Source organism: Marinobacter sp. MIT932201, from assembly GCF_047123295.1.
GTDB classification, from domain to species: domain Bacteria; phylum Pseudomonadota; class Gammaproteobacteria; order Pseudomonadales; family Oleiphilaceae; genus Marinobacter; species Marinobacter salsuginis.
In genome coordinates this window covers 4,004,690-4,021,272 of record NZ_CP138917.1, presented here as the reverse complement: position 1 = coordinate 4,021,272, position 16,583 = coordinate 4,004,690, and the positions used below count along the sequence as shown (strand labels likewise).

Here is a 16,583-nt window from a genome sequence, read left to right as displayed (position 1 = left end):
CCTCATTACAACGCTCAAGTGTTACAAGTATATGACAGGTTCAGTTGACCATGAGATCAATCACCAGGCCCACAAAAACCGCAAAGCCGGCCCAGTTATTATTGAGAAACGCCTTGAAGCAATCCTCACGTTCCCGTTCCCGCGCCAGGTACTGGTGGTACACGAACAGGCAGGCCATGGCCACAACACCCAGGTAATAGAAAGTGCCCAGTTCAGCGCGGTGGCCTACCATGATCAGTATCAGCACCACCATGCCCTGCAGCATGGCAATGATCGCTTTATCGGCATCGCCAAACAGGATGGCCGTGGATTTGATGCCCACTTTCAGGTCGTCGTCACGGTCCACCATGGCATAGAGCGTGTCGTAGGCCACGGTCCAGAGCACGTTCGCGGTGAAGAGCAGCCACGTGAGCTGGCTCAGCTCCCCCGCTTCCGCCGCCCAGGCCATGGGAATGGCCCAGGAAAAAGCTGCGCCGAGGAACAGCTGGGGTAAATGGGTGTAGCGCTTCATGAACGGGTAGATAAACGCCAGCAGCGCACCGCCGAAGGAGAGATACAGAGTCAGCGGGTTGGTGAACAGAACCACCATCAGGAAGGAAACCAGGCACAAGCCGGCGAACAGCGCCACCGCTTCCCAGGGTTTGACCCGGCCGGCGGTCAGGGGGCGATCCTTGGTGCGTTTGACGTGCTTGTCCCAGTCCCGGTCGGCGAAATCGTTGATGGCGCAGCCGGCCGCACGCATGAAGAAGACGCCCAGGGTGAACACAATAACGTTGCCAAGCCCAGGGCTACCATCACCGGCCAGCCAGAGCGCCCAGTAGGTTGGCCACAGCAGGAGCAGGGTGCCGATCGGGCGGTCGATTCTCAGCAGGCTGGCATAATCGGCCAACCGGCGCTGGATAGGTTCTGGCACAACATCAGGCAGCATGGCGGGCGTCCGTCTGGTGTTCTGGGAATTGAATGAGAACAGCGATTATAGCCAGTCGCAGGAGGCCGGTTAAAGCGTGCTTCGCTGAAACAGGGCTGGCAGCAGGTATTCACCAACCAGCAGGGAGCTGTTGTGGCCGCTGAACAGGGAGCGACGGGCCAGTTCCGGCTGGCCGGGCAGTGCCGGGTTGCAGAGCCCGGTTTCCAGTGGTCCCCGTTGCCAATGGGGGCTTGTGAACAGGTAGGCGCCCAACGGCCGGTTTCCCAGGTGCAGCAGTCGTCGGCCCTCACCTTCCAGGCAGTTCAGGGGAATGACCGTTCTGGCCAAAACCCAGGGCTGGTTATCACCACACAGGCTGACTTCCCGTATCCACGCGAACTGCCGGTGTGGAATGCCAAGATGTCGGGCCTCTTCCTGTGTGGGCGTTGCAAAACCCTCGCGGCGGACCTCAACGTGAAAGGAGCAGCTGCATTGTTTCTGCAGGGCCCGGGTAAATGAGCCCTCCACCTGCAGCCAGTACCGGGCGGGCCCATGAACTTTCGGGTTTCGGAGGCCGGCAGCCGTCAGCGATTGGTACCAGTCCGTCGGAGGTATGGTCAGGCGGCTGTCGATGTCAGAGTCCCTTGACAGCATAGATGCCGGGCGCGTTACGCCAGTAGCCCTTGTAGTCCATGCCGTAGCCGAACAGGAAGCGGTCTTCCACTTCCAGGCCGGTGAAATCGGCTTTCAGATCCGGGCGGGCTTTGCGGTCGTGTTGCTTGTCGACAAGAACCGCCGTGAGTACTTCACGGGCGCCGTGGGCGCGGCAGTAGTCGGCGATGGCGCACAGGGTGGTGCCCTCATCAAGAATGTCATCGACAATCAGGATGGTACGGCCGTTCATGTCGGCCTCGGGCTGTAACTTCCACTCAAGGATGCCGCCTGTGGTTTCCTGACGATAACGGGTGGCGTGCAGGTATTCGGCCTGGATCGGAAACCGGAGTCTGGGAAGCAGTTGTCCGGTAAGGATAAGTCCGCCATTCATCACACAGAATAGCAGGGGGTTGCTGTCTTTCAGGCGGGCGGTAATATCGTCGGCCAGGTTGCCGATTGCAGTCTGTACCTGCTGTTCATCGACCAAGCAGTCGGCCTCGGCCATTACCTGGTTCATTTCGGCGACGGTATCGGTCATATCGGTCGGTCCTGTCGTAAAACCGGCGATTATACCGGAGAGGGGCGGCAGAAGGGAGGGGCGGCTTCTGTTGTCAGATCTGTAATTGTGGCTATTGGCAGAAAACCCCCGGCGGGGCCGTCGGTATTGGCATTGGTCAATTCCGGAGCGATGGGTATGATGGCCTGATTCGACAGTTGTTCGTATCTGTTATGCGAACTAAACACTTGCGTGCATGATTGTCCGACAATTATTATTGCGCCCGACTGATTTTTTGGAGAAAACCTATGAAGAAGTGGCAGTGCGTGGTTTGTGGCCTGATTTACGATGAGGCCGAGGGCTGGCCCGAGGACGGCATTGAGCCTGGTACCAAGTGGGAAGATGTACCGGAAGACTGGGTATGTCCCGATTGCGGTGTCGGTAAGGAAGACTTCGAGATGATCGAGATCGGCTGATCTTGACCGGCGCGCGGCAGGTGAAATCTGCCAGGGTTCGTTAAATACAGGAATGCGGTTATGACTGAACAGGCCCCCATCATCATCGTTGGTACCGGGTTGTCCGGCTATTCGCTGGCACGGGAAATCCGCAAGCAGGACAAGGAGTCACCGGTTCTGATGGTGACCGCCGACGATGGCGTGAGTTATTCAAAGCCCATGTTGTCCACCGGCTTTACCAAGGGGAAGGATGCTGACGGGCTGGCCCAGGGCGCGACCGACGCCATGGCAGAGCAGTTGAACGTCCGGATCCGCACCTTTGCCACGGTTACCGGCATTGATACCGACGCCCACGAACTGATTCTCGGTGATGAACGCCTTGCCTACAGCAAGCTGGTCCTCGCCTGGGGTGCCGATGTAATCCGGCTTAGCCTTGACGGGGATGCTCAGGAGCATGTGTTCTCTATCAATGACCTGATGGATTATCGCGCCTTCCGGGAAGCCCTGGGCGAGGGTAAGCGGGTGGCGATCATGGGGGCCGGTCTGATCGGTTGTGAGTTTGCCAACGACCTTCGCAACGGCGGTTATGACGTTGAGGTAATTGCACCCTCCGAGGAGGTGATGCCCGGATTGCTACCGGAGGCTGCGGCCAGCGCTGTCCAGCAGGAGCTGGAGAATCTGGGGGTTGGCTTTCACCTGGGTACCGTGGTTGAACGGGTGGACCACCAGGGTAATGGTGTCAGTCTTACCCTGGCCAATGGCGAAGTTATCGAGGCAGATCTGGTACTGTCCGCCGTCGGCCTGCGTCCCAGGACCGATCTGGCCCGGGCTGCCGGGCTCGAGACGTCCCGTGGCATCGTCGTCAATCGCGCTCTGGAGACCTCGGCACCGGATGTCTACGCACTCGGCGACTGCGCCGAAGTGGACGGACACGTCCTGCTGTATGTGTTGCCGCTGATGGCCTGTTCCCGGGCGCTTGCCAAAACGCTGCTGGGTGAGCGCACTGAAGTGAGCTACGGCACCATGCCGGTGATGATCAAAACCCCCTGTTGTCCCACGGCGGTTTGCCCGCCACCCTCGGAGGCCGAGGGCAGCTGGGAGGTGGAGCAGGATGGCACCAGCGTCAAGGCACTGTTCAAGAGCCCCGGTGGCGATGTCCTTGGATTTGCGGTGACCGGCAGCTTTGCCATGGAAAAGCAGGCCCTCTCGAAGGAAGTGCCACCGATACACGGCTGACTCTCCCGTTCCATGCGACAGCCCCGTTCCCACGGGGCTGTTTTATAATGACCGATCACGGCTTTCCGTTGCGAAATTTCGCCGCTTGCGGTAGAAAACTCCTTCGTGTGCTAACGAAATCACAGGAGCAGGCATGCTTGAGGTAACCAAGAGACTGGTGGAGTTGCTGGATCTCTCGCCCATCGGTGACGATCATTTCCAGGGTGACAGTGAGGATCTGGGCTTTCCCAACGTGTTTGGCGGCCAGGTGCTCGGCCAGGCGTTGATGGCGGCCAGCCGGACGGTCGAAGGTCGCCTGTGTCACTCCCTCCATGCCTATTTTCTGCGCCCTGGTAACCAGAGCATGCCCATCGACTACGAGGTCCAGCGCGTCCGCGATGGTGGCAGTTTCTCGGTACGTCGGGTGATTGCCCGTCAGGATGGCAAGGAAATCCTGACCGGGTCGATGTCCTTTCAGGTGGCCGAGGAGGGTTTCGAGCATCAGCTGACCATGCCGGATGCGCCGGACCCGGAAACACTGCGCTCGGAACAGGAGTGGGGCGAACTGCTGGCCCCCCAGGTGCCGGAAAAAATGCGGCCGATCCTGACCCGCGACCGCCCAATCGAGATTCGGCCGGTGAACCCGGTCAACCCCCTGAAACCGGAGAAGCGCCCGCCCCATAAACAGAGCTGGTTCCGCGCACAGGGGCATCTTCCCGACGATCCCGTGCTGCACCGCTGCCTGCTGACCTATGCATCGGATTTCCAGTTTCTCGGCACTTCACTGAACCCACACGGCCTGACCTTCATGAGTAAGGGGCTGCAGGTGGCCAGCCTGGATCACGCGATCTGGTTCCACCGGGATTTCCGCATGGACGAATGGCTGCTGTACGACAAGGACAGCCCCAGCGCGTCGGCCGGGCGGGGTTTCAATCGCGGTAATTTCTTCAATCAGGAGGGGGTGCTGGTGGCATCCACCACCCAGGAAGCGCTGATCCGACAGAGGTCCTAGCCAGTCACCCCAGCTTGCGCCGCTCGGGCTGTTGTTGACTGCGCTCCAGCCACTCCAACAGTTCATCAAACAGCAGCGGCGGCGTCAGCAGATAGCCCTGGATCATGTCGCAGCCCATGTCCCGGAGCAGATTGGCTGTGACGTCATCCTCCACGCCTTCTGCCACCACCTGGTAGCCCAGGCTGTGGCACATTTCAATGGTGGTCTGGACAATCACACGGTCTTCCGCCTCGGTGGTGAGCTCGGTAACCAGTGAACGATCGATCTTGATCTCGCTTGCGGGCAACTGCTTGATATAGGACAGGGAGGAATACCCGGAGCCGAAGTCATCGATTGATACCGGGATACCCGTGGCGCTCAGAGAGTTGAGGGCTTTCAGAGAGTTGCCCGGGTCCTGCATCATGGAGGTTTCGGTTACTTCGAAAATAATGGCGCCCTGATGGCTGTGATAGCTGTTCATCAAACGTTGAACGAAAATGGGAAAGTCCGGTTCCCGCAGGTTGTTGGGCGAGATGTTGATGGATATGTTCATAGGCCAGCCACGATCCAGCAACCGTGAACGCAGCTCCAGTGATTGCTCGAGTACCCACCGGGTCAGCGGTTTGATCAGGCCCGTCTGTTCCGCAAGGGTAATTATCTCATCCGCGCGGATCGGTTTCGCCCGGCCAGGCCAGCGAATCAGAACCTCAACTCCGACAATCCGACCTGTCTTCAGGCTCTGCTTGGGCTGCATGAACAGGACAAGCTCGTTGGTGTTCAGGGCGTGTCGCAGCTCCGACACCATGGTGAGCCGGTCGGCACTGTAAGAGTCTTTTTTGGATTTGTAATAGGCAATACCTCGCTCGCGCGCGGAATCCGAGCCTTCGGCGATCACGGCACGGCGTATCAGGGTGTTGGCATCCGTGCCGTGTTCCGGAAAGATGGCCACCCCAAGCCTTGGGTCCAGTGGAATCTGCATGCCCAGATAGTCTATCGGGTAGCGTATGCCTTCCAGAGCCTTGAGAATGGCCCTGGGTACGGCGCCTGTGGCATCGGCGTCGACAATGAACGCAAAGGTCTGAGGATCCAGTGATGCCAGGTAGAAATTACGCTGGTCACTCTGTTCCACCGGCAGGGTGCCCGGCAGCTCCCGCGCCACGGCGTTGTAGTGCTTGGATGCCAGTTCCAGAATCCGGTCACTGTTGCGATGCCCCAGGGTTTTGGTGACCGACTGCAAGTTGTTCAGGTGGATGACCGCAATGCCATAGCGTCGCTCCGGGCTGCGAATCATCAGATCATTCAGCATCATCTCCAGACTGCCCCGGTTGGGAAGGCCGGTGAGGGGGTTGTGCAATGCATGATCCATCAGCTTCAGTTCTGCTGACCGACGTGCCGCCAGAGCCTTCAGTTCCGCTTCCCGCGCCTCAACCTTGTCCTGCCGTTCCTGATAAAGCCGTGCCGCCAGGGCCAGGGTTAGCAGAATGGCTTCCAGTGCCGATCCGATCTGCATACCGTAAGTGGTCACAAAATTGTTGGGCAGCAAACCGTATTTGTTAGCCGCCGTAATCGCGCTGCCCAGAGTCAATGCGGCCCAGGCCACGGTGTAATAGCCGGCCTGCGGGTTGCCCTTCCACCATTGCACCGGCCCCAGCACAGTGAGCAGCAGACAACTGGGTATTGCCAGGGCCACGGTCAGGCGACTACCCGTGCTGTAGTCCAGGAAGAATGTCATAAGCCCGACCACTGCATTCACGGAAACCATGAACACCACAAGCCGGTTCAGAACGGGGCCGGTGGCTTCAAGCTTCAGGAATGAACGGGAAAAAATGAGCGTGAACAGCAGAGAGAAGGGCACCGCCAGCAACATGATCTGATTCTGTAGTGCGGGGCTCTGGGGCCAGAGAAACTGAAAGGTAGTCCCGTTCAGGCTGCCAATCAGCAGGAGGTAGCCCAGTGTTGAAAGAACGTAGAGAAGGTATACCGGCTCTCGTAGAGCGGCAAAAATAAACAGATTGAAGAAAATGACGGTGATCAGGATGCCGTAATAGACCGCATGCATCTGGTCTTCCGTGGATGAGTGCTCGAAAAACGCCTGGGCGTTCCAGAGTCGCACCGGAATCTGCATGGCACCGTCTGTGCGCACCTCAAGCAATATCTCATACTCGCTGGCAATGCTCTGTTCAAAAGGGAACAGGAAATGGCGGTGCAGTATCGGGCGCTGGTCAAAGGGAACGTGATCGCCGGTTTCCACGCGCTGTGCGATCCGATCGTTCTCAAGCAGGAAAAAGGTCAGCTCGTCCAGTTGTGAGTAACGAACTTCCAGCAGATTGATCGTCGCAGGGTGGCCCACCGGAAACCGGAGCCAGACGATGTCCTGGATATAGCCAAAATTCGGGCTTTCTTCCTCGAGCGTTTGCCAGTCGTCGGAAGCCAGGGCTTCACTGGCTGTGAGCTTGTTATCGGTGGCGGTGCGCAGATACTCGATCTGCGGAACATAGGAAACCTCAGCCCCGAGGGATGGGGCGGCCAGACCCGATAACAGCAGAAGCGTTATCAGTAAACGAAGCCAGTAAATGGATGCCACGTCGTACCGTTTAATTGTCGTTGTCCAGACGAGTATGGCGTGTCGCCTTTGGCGGCTCAAGTCACCGGCGGGTCCTGTTTGGCAAATTTTTGTAGCTGTGGCTCATACCTGCTCCAGCCATGACCGGACCCAGGGCAGTGCTTCGGTTTCCGGTTCCATGGTTTCGAGTGCATCAATCCGAAGCGTGTCTCCAACCTTGCGGGCGGCAGTCTCGTACAGAGCTTCCTCAATCAGGTCGCCGGCGCCACAGAAGGTATCACCGTAAGAGCTGTCGCCCAGCACGATAATGCCAAACGGCCGGCCTGGCTGCTGGGGCAGTTGATCCCGAAGGTCCAGGTAGAAGGGCAACAGGTTCGCCGGCAGTTCGCCCTGCCCGGTTGTGGAGGTGCACACCAGAAGTGGATCATCGTTCGAGGTGATGTCATCCAGCGCCGGATTTTCCAGCACGGTCACGTGGTGCCCCTCTTTTTCCAGCTCCTTTTTGATGGTTCTGGCCGTCAGGAGTGCGCCACCGTAGACGCTGCCCACCAGGATTCTGAGTGATGTCATAGGTTACCTGTTCGCTGCCATGGAAATGACGTTACGGTTGTTCAGTGGCGCACGATCATAGCGGTAGTAATTTGCTGCCTCAAGGCGAGAGACTGGCGGAGGTCCCGCTTTCCTGGCTTCGAACCCGCGGTGCTATCTGGTTGCGCCCGGCTTCCTTGGCGTTATAGAGGTTCAGGTCGGCCTGCTTGAGCAGATCGTCGAGGGAGCGGGCCTTGGCAATGGAGCAGACACCGGCACTGATGGTCACCGGCAAGGCCTGATCACTGAACCGGAACGGATGGCGGGCAACCTGGGACCGTAATCGCTCAGCCAGCGTGAGGGCCTGGAGCAGGGAAGTGTCCGGCAACAAGACCAGAAACTCTTCACCTCCCCATCGGGCCGCGACATCCGCCTGGCGAATCACGGTTCGCATCAATGCGGCGAACTCCCGCAGGACATGGTCGCCAGCGTCGTGTCCGAATCGGTCGTTGATCTGTTTGAAAAGGTCCAGATCGATCAGGGCAATGGAAAAATGGTGGCCGGAACGCTGGTAACGGGAAAACTCCATGTTGAGGCGGTTCTGCATTTCACGGCGATTGGCCAGCCCGGTGAGCTCATCGGTGCGGGCGGCGTGCTCGTGGGTTTCGGCAAGGATCAGAAGTTCGTTGCGTGCTTTCAGTCGGCTGGCTTCAAGGACAAAACAGAAAATCGATTCGAAGGTCAGGGCTGCAAAAAAACGGATCTTGAAATCCATACTGTATTCCGCGGAGACCAGGGGCAACCCCGGAAACTGGAATACCACGACGGCAATCAGGTAACAGAACAGCAGAACGGCCGTGCCGGTTTTGAGATCGGTCAGATAAAACAGCAGAGGAGGGAAGACATAAAACCAGAGTGGCCCGGTGTTGCTCTCACCGCCGGAGGCGATCAGGTAGGTGAACAGCAGCCCCACAATCACGATCATCCCGGCTTTCTGGCGCGCACGGTTTCCGGTGCTGGCGAAGTACAGCATATTCAGCGCGATCAGGCCGATGAATGACCAGAGCACCCAGGCATGGGTCAAGTGCCCGGCAAACCAGGCCTTGGTTCCGATGCCAATAAGAAAAACGATAGCGGTTGCCGAGAGCCAGGTAAGCAGTCGCGAAACCTGGCCGTCTTCCCGCTCGCCGGCAGCCAGCTGTCCGGAGGAGGGTGAATGGGGCATGGGGACCTTATTCTGCTGTTTTTGTAATTTTGACGCTTATTTTTGGAATTATGAGTCAATTTAATGGGTTTTTGCACTCCAGTCTGTGATGTGTTTAGTCTGTGCGAATTGTGACCGTTTTATTTCATTTTCATGTCAAAAATTTTATAGTTGCCGCGCGACTGAGGTCGCCCCCAATCCTCACAGACTAAACGAGACCTGATCTGTTATGGCCCGTTCGAGCGGATACCTGGATACCCTTCTTACCAGCCCTACCACGGAACGATACAGGGTCGGCATCAGCCTGCTTTTCTTACTTGGCGTATGGTTGACTGTCGGATCATTCAGTCAGGGAATGCCCAACAGTATGCTGCTGATGGCCGCTGCGGTCATTGGCGGATACATGGCGATCAATATCGGCGCCAATGACGTTGCCAATAATGTGGGCCCTGCCGTGGGCTCCGGGGCCTTGTCCCTGGGCGCGGCTGTTGTTATCGCCGCAATTTTTGAAGCCGGTGGTGCGATTATCGCCGGCGGTGACGTGGTGTCCACCATCAAGGGCGGCATCATCGATCCTTCCAATCTGGAAGACAGTCGGGCTTTTGTCTGGCTGATGACAGCCGCCTTGCTGGCGGGCGCGCTCTGGCTGAACCTGGCCACCTGGATGGGTGCACCGGTGTCCACCACTCACTCCATCGTTGGCGGCGTTCTGGGCGCCGGTATTGCCGCCGGTGGCTGGGGGATCGCTGACTGGGCGGTGATGGGCAAGATTGCCGCCAGCTGGGTGATTTCCCCGGTTCTTGGTGGTGCTCTGGCGGCCCTCTTCCTGTTCGCGATCAAGAAGACCGTGCTTTATCGCAAGGAAGTCATTCCGGCCGCCCGCACGTTCGTGCCCTGGCTGGTCGCAATTATGGCGTGGGCTTTTGGCACCTATCTGATGATCAAGGGCGTCAAGAAGATCGTGAAAGTCGATTTTCTTGAGGCTACGCTCATCGGCCTTGCCGCGGCTGCCGTGGTCTTTTTCATCATGCGTACCCTGGTGGGGCGCATGGCATCGACCATGGAGAACAGTTCAGCAGGCGTGAATACCCTCTTCACTTGGCCTTTGATTTTTGCTGCGGCATTGCTGAGCTTTGCCCATGGCGCCAACGACGTTGCCAATGCCATTGGTCCGCTGGCGGCGATCAACGATGCCCTGTCCGCGAATTCTGTGGTGACTTCCGCCAGTATCCCGATGTGGGTGATGATGGTAGGCGCCCTGGGTCTGGCCGTTGGCCTGATGCTGTTTGGGCCGCGACTGATCAAGACCGTTGGCAGTGAGATCACCGAACTGGATAAGACCCGGGCCTTCTGTATTGCCCTGTCGGCGGCACTCACGGTGATTCTTGCGTCCCAGTTGGGCCTGCCGGTCAGCTCCACCCATATCGCAATCGGTGGCGTGTTCGGCGTTGGCTTCCTTCGCGAGTACCTGAAGTCCAACTATGCAACCCAGTTGCACAAGATCATGGAGCACCATGATCCGGCAGAGCAGGAGCGTCTCAAGCCTTTCCTGGATGATTTTCGCAATGCCTCGGTTGAGGAGATGGAGAATCTGCTGAAACAGGCGAAGAAGAAAAAGCAGGTACCCCTGTCCAAGTCGGAGCGCAAGCGCCTGAAGAAGATTTACCGCGAAGAGATGGTCAAGCGTTCGCACCTTGTGCGAATTGCTGCAGCCTGGATCATTACGGTGCCTGCATCTGCCATCATGGCGGCGACGCTGTTCTTTACGCTCCGGGGCTTGTTGATCTGACCGGGCTGGTTGTATAAACCGAGTTTGGTCATACTATCTTTAAAAGGGGTGTTTCACCCCGCAAGCCTATTTGTCCATGGAGTGAAGTATGAGTTCATCCGTTGAGAGCCGTCAGGCGAAGATGATTGATGAGCTGAGGACCTTTATCAAGAAGGTTCTGAGCGATCCGACTATTGCCGTAAAATCCATGGAAATCGCTCGCAAGCATCGCGGTCAGCCGAATGCCGAGGAGCTGATTGCGCAGGAGATCAGTGCCAGCACCAACATCCGGATTCCGGAGAACTGGAGTGAAGCGGACAAGATGTTCCTGGATATCATCCACGATGTGCTGGATGATGAAGAGGCGCTTTACTGATCTAATCCAGGCTCTTGGCCTGAAAGCTCGGGGAGGAGTCGGCTCCAGTGTTTCCCGCCGTACTCAAGCCTGTTTGGCGTTTGGCGTTGCCTGCTTCAATACCGCATCCGCCATCTGGTGCAGGATGCTGATCTCATCCTCGATACCCTCATCCCGGGACAACTCTCTCTGTTCCGAAAGGATGTCCGCCAGGATTTCTTTGGTGGTCAGCGGGTTGGCCAGTACCACCCGGAACACGATGCACGGGAAGTTGAAGTAACGGGCCGGTTCCAGGCGCGTCCGTGACACGAATGCCTTGCCCCGTTCCCGCTGGGTTTTCTGGATGAACTTGGTGATCCGGTTCAGGCAGGTGTTGAGCTTTTCCGCCTGTAGGGGGTCGGCAATGGCCAGGGCTTCCTGGACGTTTTCCGGGCAGTAGCGGTAGGTCAGGATGTTCAGTTCGGGCCTGGTGACCAGTTCGAAATCCGATTCGGCTTCGATCATGTCCGCGAAGGTCTTGGCTTTGTCGATGCCCTGATCGATCAGGATCTCGTAGCCTTCCCGGGCCAGGATTTTCAGGCCGGAGTGGATCAGCATGGACATGCCCGGCCGCGAGCCCTCAAGGGTGGTGCTGCCGAGATCCCGGGAGCCTTTCCGGATGATGTACTGGGCGTGGTGTTCCACGGCGCTGGCCAAGCTGGGGTCTCGGAAGACCACGAGGCCTACGCCCATGGGGACATAGAGCTGTTTGTGGGCGTCGAAAGTGACGGAGTCTGCCTTTTCGATGCCGCGCAGCAGGTGTTTGTAGGTGCGGGAGAACAGGGTGGGCCCGCCCCAGGCGGCATCCACGTGGAAGTGGGCGCCGAATTCCCGGGCGATGTCGGCCATGGCGTCCAGAGGGTCGACGTTGCCGGTTTCGGTGGTGCCGGCCACGCCGCAGATGGCCATGACTTTGATCTTCTGACGCTGCAGTTCCAGGCATTTGTCCCGCAGGGCATCGGTATTGATGCGGTTTTCGTCGTCGGTATCCACCGGTATCAGGGACTCGCGGCCCAGTCCGAGCACGTCGGCAGCCTTGCGCAGGGAGTAGTGTCCGCGGCGGGAGACGACGATGGCGGCGCCTTCGTAGCCGTAGTATTTCAGCGCGCGGAACAGGCCTTCCTGGTGCAGACCCCGGAAGCTGCCTTCTGCGGGGAACGCCCGGTTGCGGGCAACCCACAGGGCGGTGAGGTTGGCGACGGTGCCGCCCGAGCACATGGCCCCCAGGGCGTAACGGGGGTCGTGCATCCACTTTCGGTAGAAAGCGCCGTCTTCCTGGTATACCAGTCGGTGGATCATGCCCAGTACCTGGCGCTCCATGGGCGTGAAGGCCTTGGAGGTTTCGGTTTTGACCAGGTTCTGGTTCAGGGCAATCATGATTTTCGACAGCGGCAGCATGAAGTACGGCAGCGCTGAGGTCATGTGCCCGATAAAGGCCGGCGACGCAGTGTGAACGGAGTTGGCCACCAGTTTGTCGAGCAGGAACTGGGCCTGTTCAGACACGAAGACAGGCTTCTCGGGGATGCTGTAATCGGAGAAGTCTTTCTCCACATCCGAGAGATCCCGCTCAACCGCTACGATGTGCTCCTGCAGAAAGCCTGCAAGATTGCTGGAGATGTTCTGGTCAATCCGGCTCAGCGTCGATTCCGGCGCCTCAGGCACCGTGAATACGCGATACATGGCCTCTACCGAAGCCTGGGCGGATTTTTTCTTTCCGGTCATAGGTGCCACTCACACTCAGTGGTCATCCGAAGGGCCGGTTCCGGATGCCCTGCGGATACGGCCGGCATTCATGTCCGGCATTGGTTTCTGGTCACCCGCCGCTGGCAGGCGCACTGGCATCCCTGAGGGGGCGTAGTATACGGCCTGACAACGGGTTACGCCACACGGCTGCTGCCCGGGATTTTCCGGTCAGAGTATCTCCCGGTGTATATCCAGTATGGCAGCATCCACGCGTTCTTCGATGGCTTTTTCGATCTGGTCGAGGCGTTGGGTGATCTGCTGGGATGAGGTGCCAAGGGCCGCAATGGTCCAGGTGGCGCAGTCGAGGGCCTCCTGGTCGGCGGTTTCGGCGACGGCCAGGTCGGGTTCTTTGCCCCAGACGGCCTTCAGGGCGGTGAAGACTTTGCGCTTGGCTTTGAGGTCGTCGCAGCCGTAAAGCTGGAAGTGCAGGGTCAGCACGCCCACGTGGGGGGTGATGACTGGCTGCTGGGGAGCGTGGCCTTCCCGCAGGAGTTTTCTGAGTGCTTCAGACATAGACTTGGGTGCAGGAACCGGCGGGGAACTCCTTTCCAAAACACGCTGTGAATACGTCCTTGTACGCTCTGCTCCGCCATCCATGGCTCCGCAAGGTTTTGGAAAGGAGTTCCCCGCCGGTTCTCGATCTCTCAGTTGGATTCTGTTGTGTCTAGCCTACTACAGGCGTCGCCCGTTTGATAATGGATGCCGGATCGGTGCCCGAGGGCAGGTTGCCGTAGTTCATCCCGCCATTGGACTGCAGGCGAGAGGCGCAGAAGGCGTCGGCGACGGCGGCATCCGAGTGTCGCAGCAGCAGGGAGCCCTGCAGGGCCAGGGCCATGCGGTCGACGAGGTTTCGGGCGCGGTACTGGAAATCGCTGATGTCGGCGAAGTCGTGTTGTAGCTGGGCCAGGAACTGGTCGAAGCGGCGGTCGGCGCCTTTGGCTTCGGCGGTTTCCTTGAAGAATGCGTCGAGGGTGTCGGGCTCTTTTTGCAGGGCGCGCAGGGTGTCGAGGCACTGGACGTTGCCGCTGCCTTCCCAGATGGCGTTGACCGGCGATTCCCGGAACAGCCGGGGCATGATGCAGTCTTCCATCACGCCGCTGCCGCCGATGCATTCCATGGCCTCGTAGGCATGGTTCGGTGTGCGCTTGCAGATCCAGTATTTGCCGACGGGGGTGGCCAGGCGCGCCAGCAGACGTTCGTGTTCCTTGTCCTGGTTGTCCAGGGCGCGGGCGATGCGCATGGTGTAGGCCAGCGCCGCTTCGCTTTCCAGGGCCAGGTCGGCCAGGACGTTCTGCATCAGGGGCTGGTCGACCAGGCGGGCGCCAAAGGCGCTGCGGTGTCGGCAGTGGTGGCTGGCCTGGGCGATGGCCTGGCGCATGCCGGCGGAGCTGCCGATCATGCAGTCGAAGCGGGTCATGGCGACCATTTCAATGATGGTGGGTACACCACGGCCTTCCTCGCCAACCATCCAGGCCAGTGCGCCGCGCAGTTCGGCTTCGCTGGAGGCGTTGGCGACGTTGCCCATCTTGTTCTTCAGACGCTGGACCTGCCAGGGATTCTTGGTGCCGTCCGGGCGCCAGCGGGGCATCAGGAAGCAGGACAGGCCTCCCTGTGTCTGGGCCAGCACCAGAAAGGCGTCGCACATCGGGGCAGAAACGAACCATTTGTGGCCCACCAGCTCATAGGCCTGGCCGGGGCCGCCAGTGCCGATCGGGTAGGCTCTGGTGCTGTTGGCGCGAACGTCGCTGCCGCCCTGCTTCTCGGTCATGGCCATGCCAATGGTAACCGAGGATTTCTGGCTGTCCGGCCGGTTGCGGGGATCATAGCTGTCGGCCAGTATCCGGGCTTCCCAGTCCGCCGCCAGCTCCGGTTGTTTCCGGATCGACGGAATGGCGGCGAAGGTCATGGTCACGGGGCAGCAGTGGGCGGCCTCTACCTGGGAGTGCATGTAGTACTTGGCAGCGCGGGCAACATGTGCACCCTGTCCTGGATGGCTCCAGGGGCTGCTGTGCAGGCCGTTGTCGAAGGCGATGCGCATCAGCTCGTGGTAGGCCGGATGGAAGTCCACTTCATCAATGCGGTGGCCGTAGCGGTCGTGGGTATTGAACACCGGTTTGTTGGCGTTGGCGCGAAACCCCAGGTCGATGGTTTCCGCTGCTCCGGCCAGAGCCCCGAATGCCTTGAGATCCTCGGCTGCCTTGCCGGCCCCTTCACGGAGGGCTGCTTCCTGCAGGGCGATATCCTGCTCGAACAGGTTGTAGTTCTCCAGAGCCGGAGGCTGGTTGAAGACCTCGTGGGTGCTGGCCAGATAGCGATCTTCCTGGTCTTTTAATGGCATCTCTGGCTGGGGCTGCCGCGCGTTCATAGCTACCTCCTGGTGCCGGTCAACCCCTGCATACAAAAGCGAATGATGGAATTGACCAGCGGGTCATTGTTGTCTTCTTTTGCGCTGTTCGCCTGGCTGGTTTGTGTGGGTGACAGTGGGCCAACCAGGCTTTCCGCGATGGCGCCGACCAGGCATGTACTGCTCTGGAGAGCGTCCTGATCCGGGATGCATCCTTCTTCAATGCCTTCGCGGATCGCTTTCTCAAACAGGTTGGCGTAGGCCTTGCGATACGCCAGCCTTTCTTCCTCGACTTTCGGGTCCACCGGCTCGGCAATCAGCGACCAGGCCATTTGCGGGCCTTTCAGTGCCCGCTCGGCGAATTGTCTGAGTGCCCGTTCCAGTCGTTCAGCTGCGTTCCCGGGGGAGCCAAGGGCCTCGGCAACCTTGTCGACTTCCCGCTGGGTTGCCAACCGGAAAATTTCCGCGAACAGGTCCTCTCTGGACTCGAAATGCCGGTAAATAGTTCCTGTGGCAACGCCGGCCAAACCGGCTATCCGGGTAATGCGGGCGCTTCTGAAGCCGCCCTCGGCCACGCACTGATAAGTGCACTCCACGATTCGTTTTCGCGCCTCGGCTTTACGCTGGCGCATTTTCTCTGTTTCTCGATAGGCCATTCCGGCTCCCTACAAGTAGTGAATCATTATTCATTCTTTGTGTCAATTTTTTTGATCTACTGACGAATGTAAAATTTCCGCATGCAATTCAATTGGTTGTCAATGCTTACAAAAAATTACAAAAAAGACGTTGCCAAGAAATAGCGTGGTCACCAAAAGCAGATTATAAAGACGCCAAGGCGAGGCCGCAGGCGGACTTCGTCGATACGGAGTGAGGTCCCCTGCGGGGTCGCAGCACTCGACCATCTGTTTTCGTTGATGGAGAAAAGATCATGAGTGAATTCGACGAAAGCAACCTGGAGCAGTCCGGAGGCTGGACCAGCGACAGTGACGACAACCATTCCATAGCCGGCCGTGCACGTGTTCGTGCACAGTTGCAGGCAGACATCGAAGCCTTCCTGAGCCAGGGCGGAAAAATTCAGGAGGTGGATACCTCCTTCCGCTCTGACACGCCGCGAAAGGTGGATGTGGGTTTTAACAACCGCTCCCTCTGAACGCTGGCACGGCAGTCCGGGGCGCTCCGCCCCGGCTCCATTTTTGATCCCTGTCTCGGTATGACTGGCCAGCCTCGTTTATCCTCATTCTCTGTGGTTTTGCGCCGGTAACCTGGGCAAGCCGTCAGTCACCCGAAGACCCGGAATTCCTGTGGCAATGAAGTCCCATTT

16 protein-coding genes are annotated in these 16,583 nt (G+C 58.8%); 6 read left to right on the top strand and 10 right to left on the bottom strand.

The window, feature by feature from the left end; all coding sequences use genetic code 11:
- Nucleotides 1-40 precede the first annotated feature (40 nt).
- The 3 genes from ubiA to SIC15_RS18520 form a co-directional block, all read right to left on the bottom strand.
- The gene (gene ubiA / locus SIC15_RS18530) at nt 41-928 is read right to left on the bottom strand and encodes a 4-hydroxybenzoate octaprenyltransferase (protein WP_069182152.1); all 888 of its coding nucleotides are present in this window, start codon (nt 926-928) and stop codon (nt 41-43) included.
- A 69-nt stretch (nt 929-997) separates the two neighbouring features.
- The gene (locus SIC15_RS18525) at nt 998-1,561 is read right to left on the bottom strand and encodes a chorismate--pyruvate lyase family protein (RefSeq protein ID WP_069182151.1); all 564 of its coding nucleotides are present in this window, start codon (nt 1,559-1,561) and stop codon (nt 998-1,000) included.
- A complete protein-coding gene (locus SIC15_RS18520) occupies nt 1,542-2,099 on the bottom strand; it encodes a hypoxanthine-guanine phosphoribosyltransferase (protein WP_412536638.1) in 558 nt (185 codons plus the stop codon). Before SIC15_RS18520 ends, SIC15_RS18525 begins: the two co-directional genes overlap by 20 nt.
- A 266-nt stretch (nt 2,100-2,365) precedes the next feature.
- Between SIC15_RS18520 and SIC15_RS18515 the strand changes: the two genes are divergently transcribed.
- The 3 genes from SIC15_RS18515 to SIC15_RS18505 all read left to right on the top strand — a co-directional run bounded on the left by SIC15_RS18515 (nt 2,366) and on the right by SIC15_RS18505 (nt 4,739).
- Entirely contained in the window at nt 2,366-2,533 is a 168-nt protein-coding gene (locus SIC15_RS18515) for a rubredoxin (protein ID WP_008173532.1), read from the top strand.
- Between the two features lie 60 nt (nt 2,534-2,593).
- A complete protein-coding gene (locus SIC15_RS18510; RefSeq protein ID WP_136629881.1) occupies nt 2,594-3,748 on the top strand; it encodes an NAD(P)/FAD-dependent oxidoreductase in 1,155 nt (384 codons plus the stop codon).
- A gap of 133 nt (nt 3,749-3,881) precedes the next feature.
- A complete protein-coding gene (locus tag SIC15_RS18505) occupies nt 3,882-4,739 on the top strand; it encodes an acyl-CoA thioesterase (protein ID WP_069182148.1) in 858 nt (285 codons plus the stop codon).
- 4 nt (nt 4,740-4,743) lie between these two features.
- Here the strand turns inward: SIC15_RS18505 and SIC15_RS18500 are convergent, their stop codons facing one another.
- The 3 genes from SIC15_RS18500 to SIC15_RS18490 all read right to left on the bottom strand — a co-directional run bounded on the left by SIC15_RS18500 (nt 4,744) and on the right by SIC15_RS18490 (nt 9,034).
- Nucleotides 4,744-7,302, bottom strand: coding sequence for an EAL domain-containing protein (locus SIC15_RS18500; protein ID WP_412536637.1), 2,559 nt, complete (start codon nt 7,300-7,302; stop codon nt 4,744-4,746).
- Nucleotides 7,303-7,404: 102 nt separating this feature from the next.
- Entirely contained in the window at nt 7,405-7,851 is a 447-nt protein-coding gene (locus tag SIC15_RS18495; RefSeq protein ID WP_069182146.1) for a flavodoxin, read from the bottom strand.
- Nucleotides 7,852-7,930: 79 nt separating this feature from the next.
- The gene (locus SIC15_RS18490) at nt 7,931-9,034 is read right to left on the bottom strand and encodes a GGDEF domain-containing protein (protein WP_069182145.1); all 1,104 of its coding nucleotides are present in this window, start codon (nt 9,032-9,034) and stop codon (nt 7,931-7,933) included.
- A gap of 208 nt (nt 9,035-9,242) precedes the next feature.
- Between SIC15_RS18490 and SIC15_RS18485 the strand changes: the two genes are divergently transcribed.
- Together SIC15_RS18485 and SIC15_RS18480 are read left to right on the top strand one after the other, a co-directional pair.
- Nucleotides 9,243-10,802, top strand: a complete 1,560-nt coding sequence (locus SIC15_RS18485; protein WP_069182144.1) for an inorganic phosphate transporter — start codon at nt 9,243-9,245, stop codon at nt 10,800-10,802.
- 88 nt (nt 10,803-10,890) lie between these two features.
- The gene (locus tag SIC15_RS18480; protein ID WP_069182143.1) at nt 10,891-11,157 is read left to right on the top strand and encodes a hypothetical protein; all 267 of its coding nucleotides are present in this window, start codon (nt 10,891-10,893) and stop codon (nt 11,155-11,157) included.
- Between the two features lie 63 nt (nt 11,158-11,220).
- Here the strand turns inward: SIC15_RS18480 and panP are convergent, their stop codons facing one another.
- From panP to SIC15_RS18460, 4 genes are all read right to left on the bottom strand, one after another.
- A complete protein-coding gene (gene panP, locus SIC15_RS18475; protein WP_069182142.1) occupies nt 11,221-12,897 on the bottom strand; it encodes a pyridoxal-dependent aspartate 1-decarboxylase PanP in 1,677 nt (558 codons plus the stop codon).
- Between the two features lie 189 nt (nt 12,898-13,086).
- Nucleotides 13,087-13,431: a DUF503 domain-containing protein gene (locus SIC15_RS18470; protein WP_014578525.1), complete on the bottom strand. Its 345-nt coding sequence runs from the start codon at nt 13,429-13,431 to the stop codon at nt 13,087-13,089.
- A gap of 151 nt (nt 13,432-13,582) precedes the next feature.
- Entirely contained in the window at nt 13,583-15,283 is a 1,701-nt protein-coding gene (locus tag SIC15_RS18465) for an isovaleryl-CoA dehydrogenase (protein WP_153633993.1), read from the bottom strand.
- Between the two features lie 2 nt (nt 15,284-15,285).
- Nucleotides 15,286-15,918 carry a TetR/AcrR family transcriptional regulator gene (locus tag SIC15_RS18460; protein WP_136629886.1) on the bottom strand — a complete coding sequence of 211 codons (633 nt, stop codon included), beginning with the start codon at nt 15,916-15,918 and terminating at the stop codon, nt 15,286-15,288.
- Between the two features lie 272 nt (nt 15,919-16,190).
- Between SIC15_RS18460 and SIC15_RS18455 the strand changes: the two genes are divergently transcribed.
- Complete coding sequence (locus tag SIC15_RS18455; protein WP_069182139.1) at nt 16,191-16,412, top strand: hypothetical protein; 222 nt, start codon at nt 16,191-16,193, stop codon at nt 16,410-16,412.
- Nucleotides 16,413-16,583 lie beyond the last annotated feature (171 nt).

What these genes read in the sequence shown, in the direction of transcription:
- SIC15_RS18515 (WP_008173532.1), top strand. Translation starts at nt 2,366, where the DNA reads ATGAAGAAGTGGCAGTGCGTGGTTTGTGGCCTGATTTACGATGAGGCC.
- panP (WP_069182142.1), bottom strand. Translation starts at nt 12,897, where the DNA reads ATGACCGGAAAGAAAAAATCCGCCCAGGCTTCGGTAGAGGCCATGTAT.
- SIC15_RS18525 (WP_069182151.1), bottom strand. Translation starts at nt 1,561, where the DNA reads ATGCTGTCAAGGGACTCTGACATCGACAGCCGCCTGACCATACCTCCG.
- SIC15_RS18505 (WP_069182148.1), top strand. Translation starts at nt 3,882, where the DNA reads ATGCTTGAGGTAACCAAGAGACTGGTGGAGTTGCTGGATCTCTCGCCC.
- SIC15_RS18460 (WP_136629886.1), bottom strand. Translation starts at nt 15,918, where the DNA reads ATGGCCTATCGAGAAACAGAGAAAATGCGCCAGCGTAAAGCCGAGGCG.
- ubiA (WP_069182152.1), bottom strand. Translation starts at nt 928, where the DNA reads ATGCTGCCTGATGTTGTGCCAGAACCTATCCAGCGCCGGTTGGCCGAT.
- SIC15_RS18465 (WP_153633993.1), bottom strand. Translation starts at nt 15,283, where the DNA reads ATGAACGCGCGGCAGCCCCAGCCAGAGATGCCATTAAAAGACCAGGAA.
- SIC15_RS18480 (WP_069182143.1), top strand. Translation starts at nt 10,891, where the DNA reads ATGAGTTCATCCGTTGAGAGCCGTCAGGCGAAGATGATTGATGAGCTG.
- SIC15_RS18495 (WP_069182146.1), bottom strand. Translation starts at nt 7,851, where the DNA reads ATGACATCACTCAGAATCCTGGTGGGCAGCGTCTACGGTGGCGCACTC.
- SIC15_RS18485 (WP_069182144.1), top strand. Translation starts at nt 9,243, where the DNA reads ATGGCCCGTTCGAGCGGATACCTGGATACCCTTCTTACCAGCCCTACC.
- SIC15_RS18470 (WP_014578525.1), bottom strand. Translation starts at nt 13,431, where the DNA reads ATGTCTGAAGCACTCAGAAAACTCCTGCGGGAAGGCCACGCTCCCCAG.
- SIC15_RS18510 (WP_136629881.1), top strand. Translation starts at nt 2,594, where the DNA reads ATGACTGAACAGGCCCCCATCATCATCGTTGGTACCGGGTTGTCCGGC.
- SIC15_RS18520 (WP_412536638.1), bottom strand. Translation starts at nt 2,099, where the DNA reads ATGACCGATACCGTCGCCGAAATGAACCAGGTAATGGCCGAGGCCGAC.
- SIC15_RS18490 (WP_069182145.1), bottom strand. Translation starts at nt 9,034, where the DNA reads ATGCCCCATTCACCCTCCTCCGGACAGCTGGCTGCCGGCGAGCGGGAA.
- SIC15_RS18455 (WP_069182139.1), top strand. Translation starts at nt 16,191, where the DNA reads ATGAGTGAATTCGACGAAAGCAACCTGGAGCAGTCCGGAGGCTGGACC.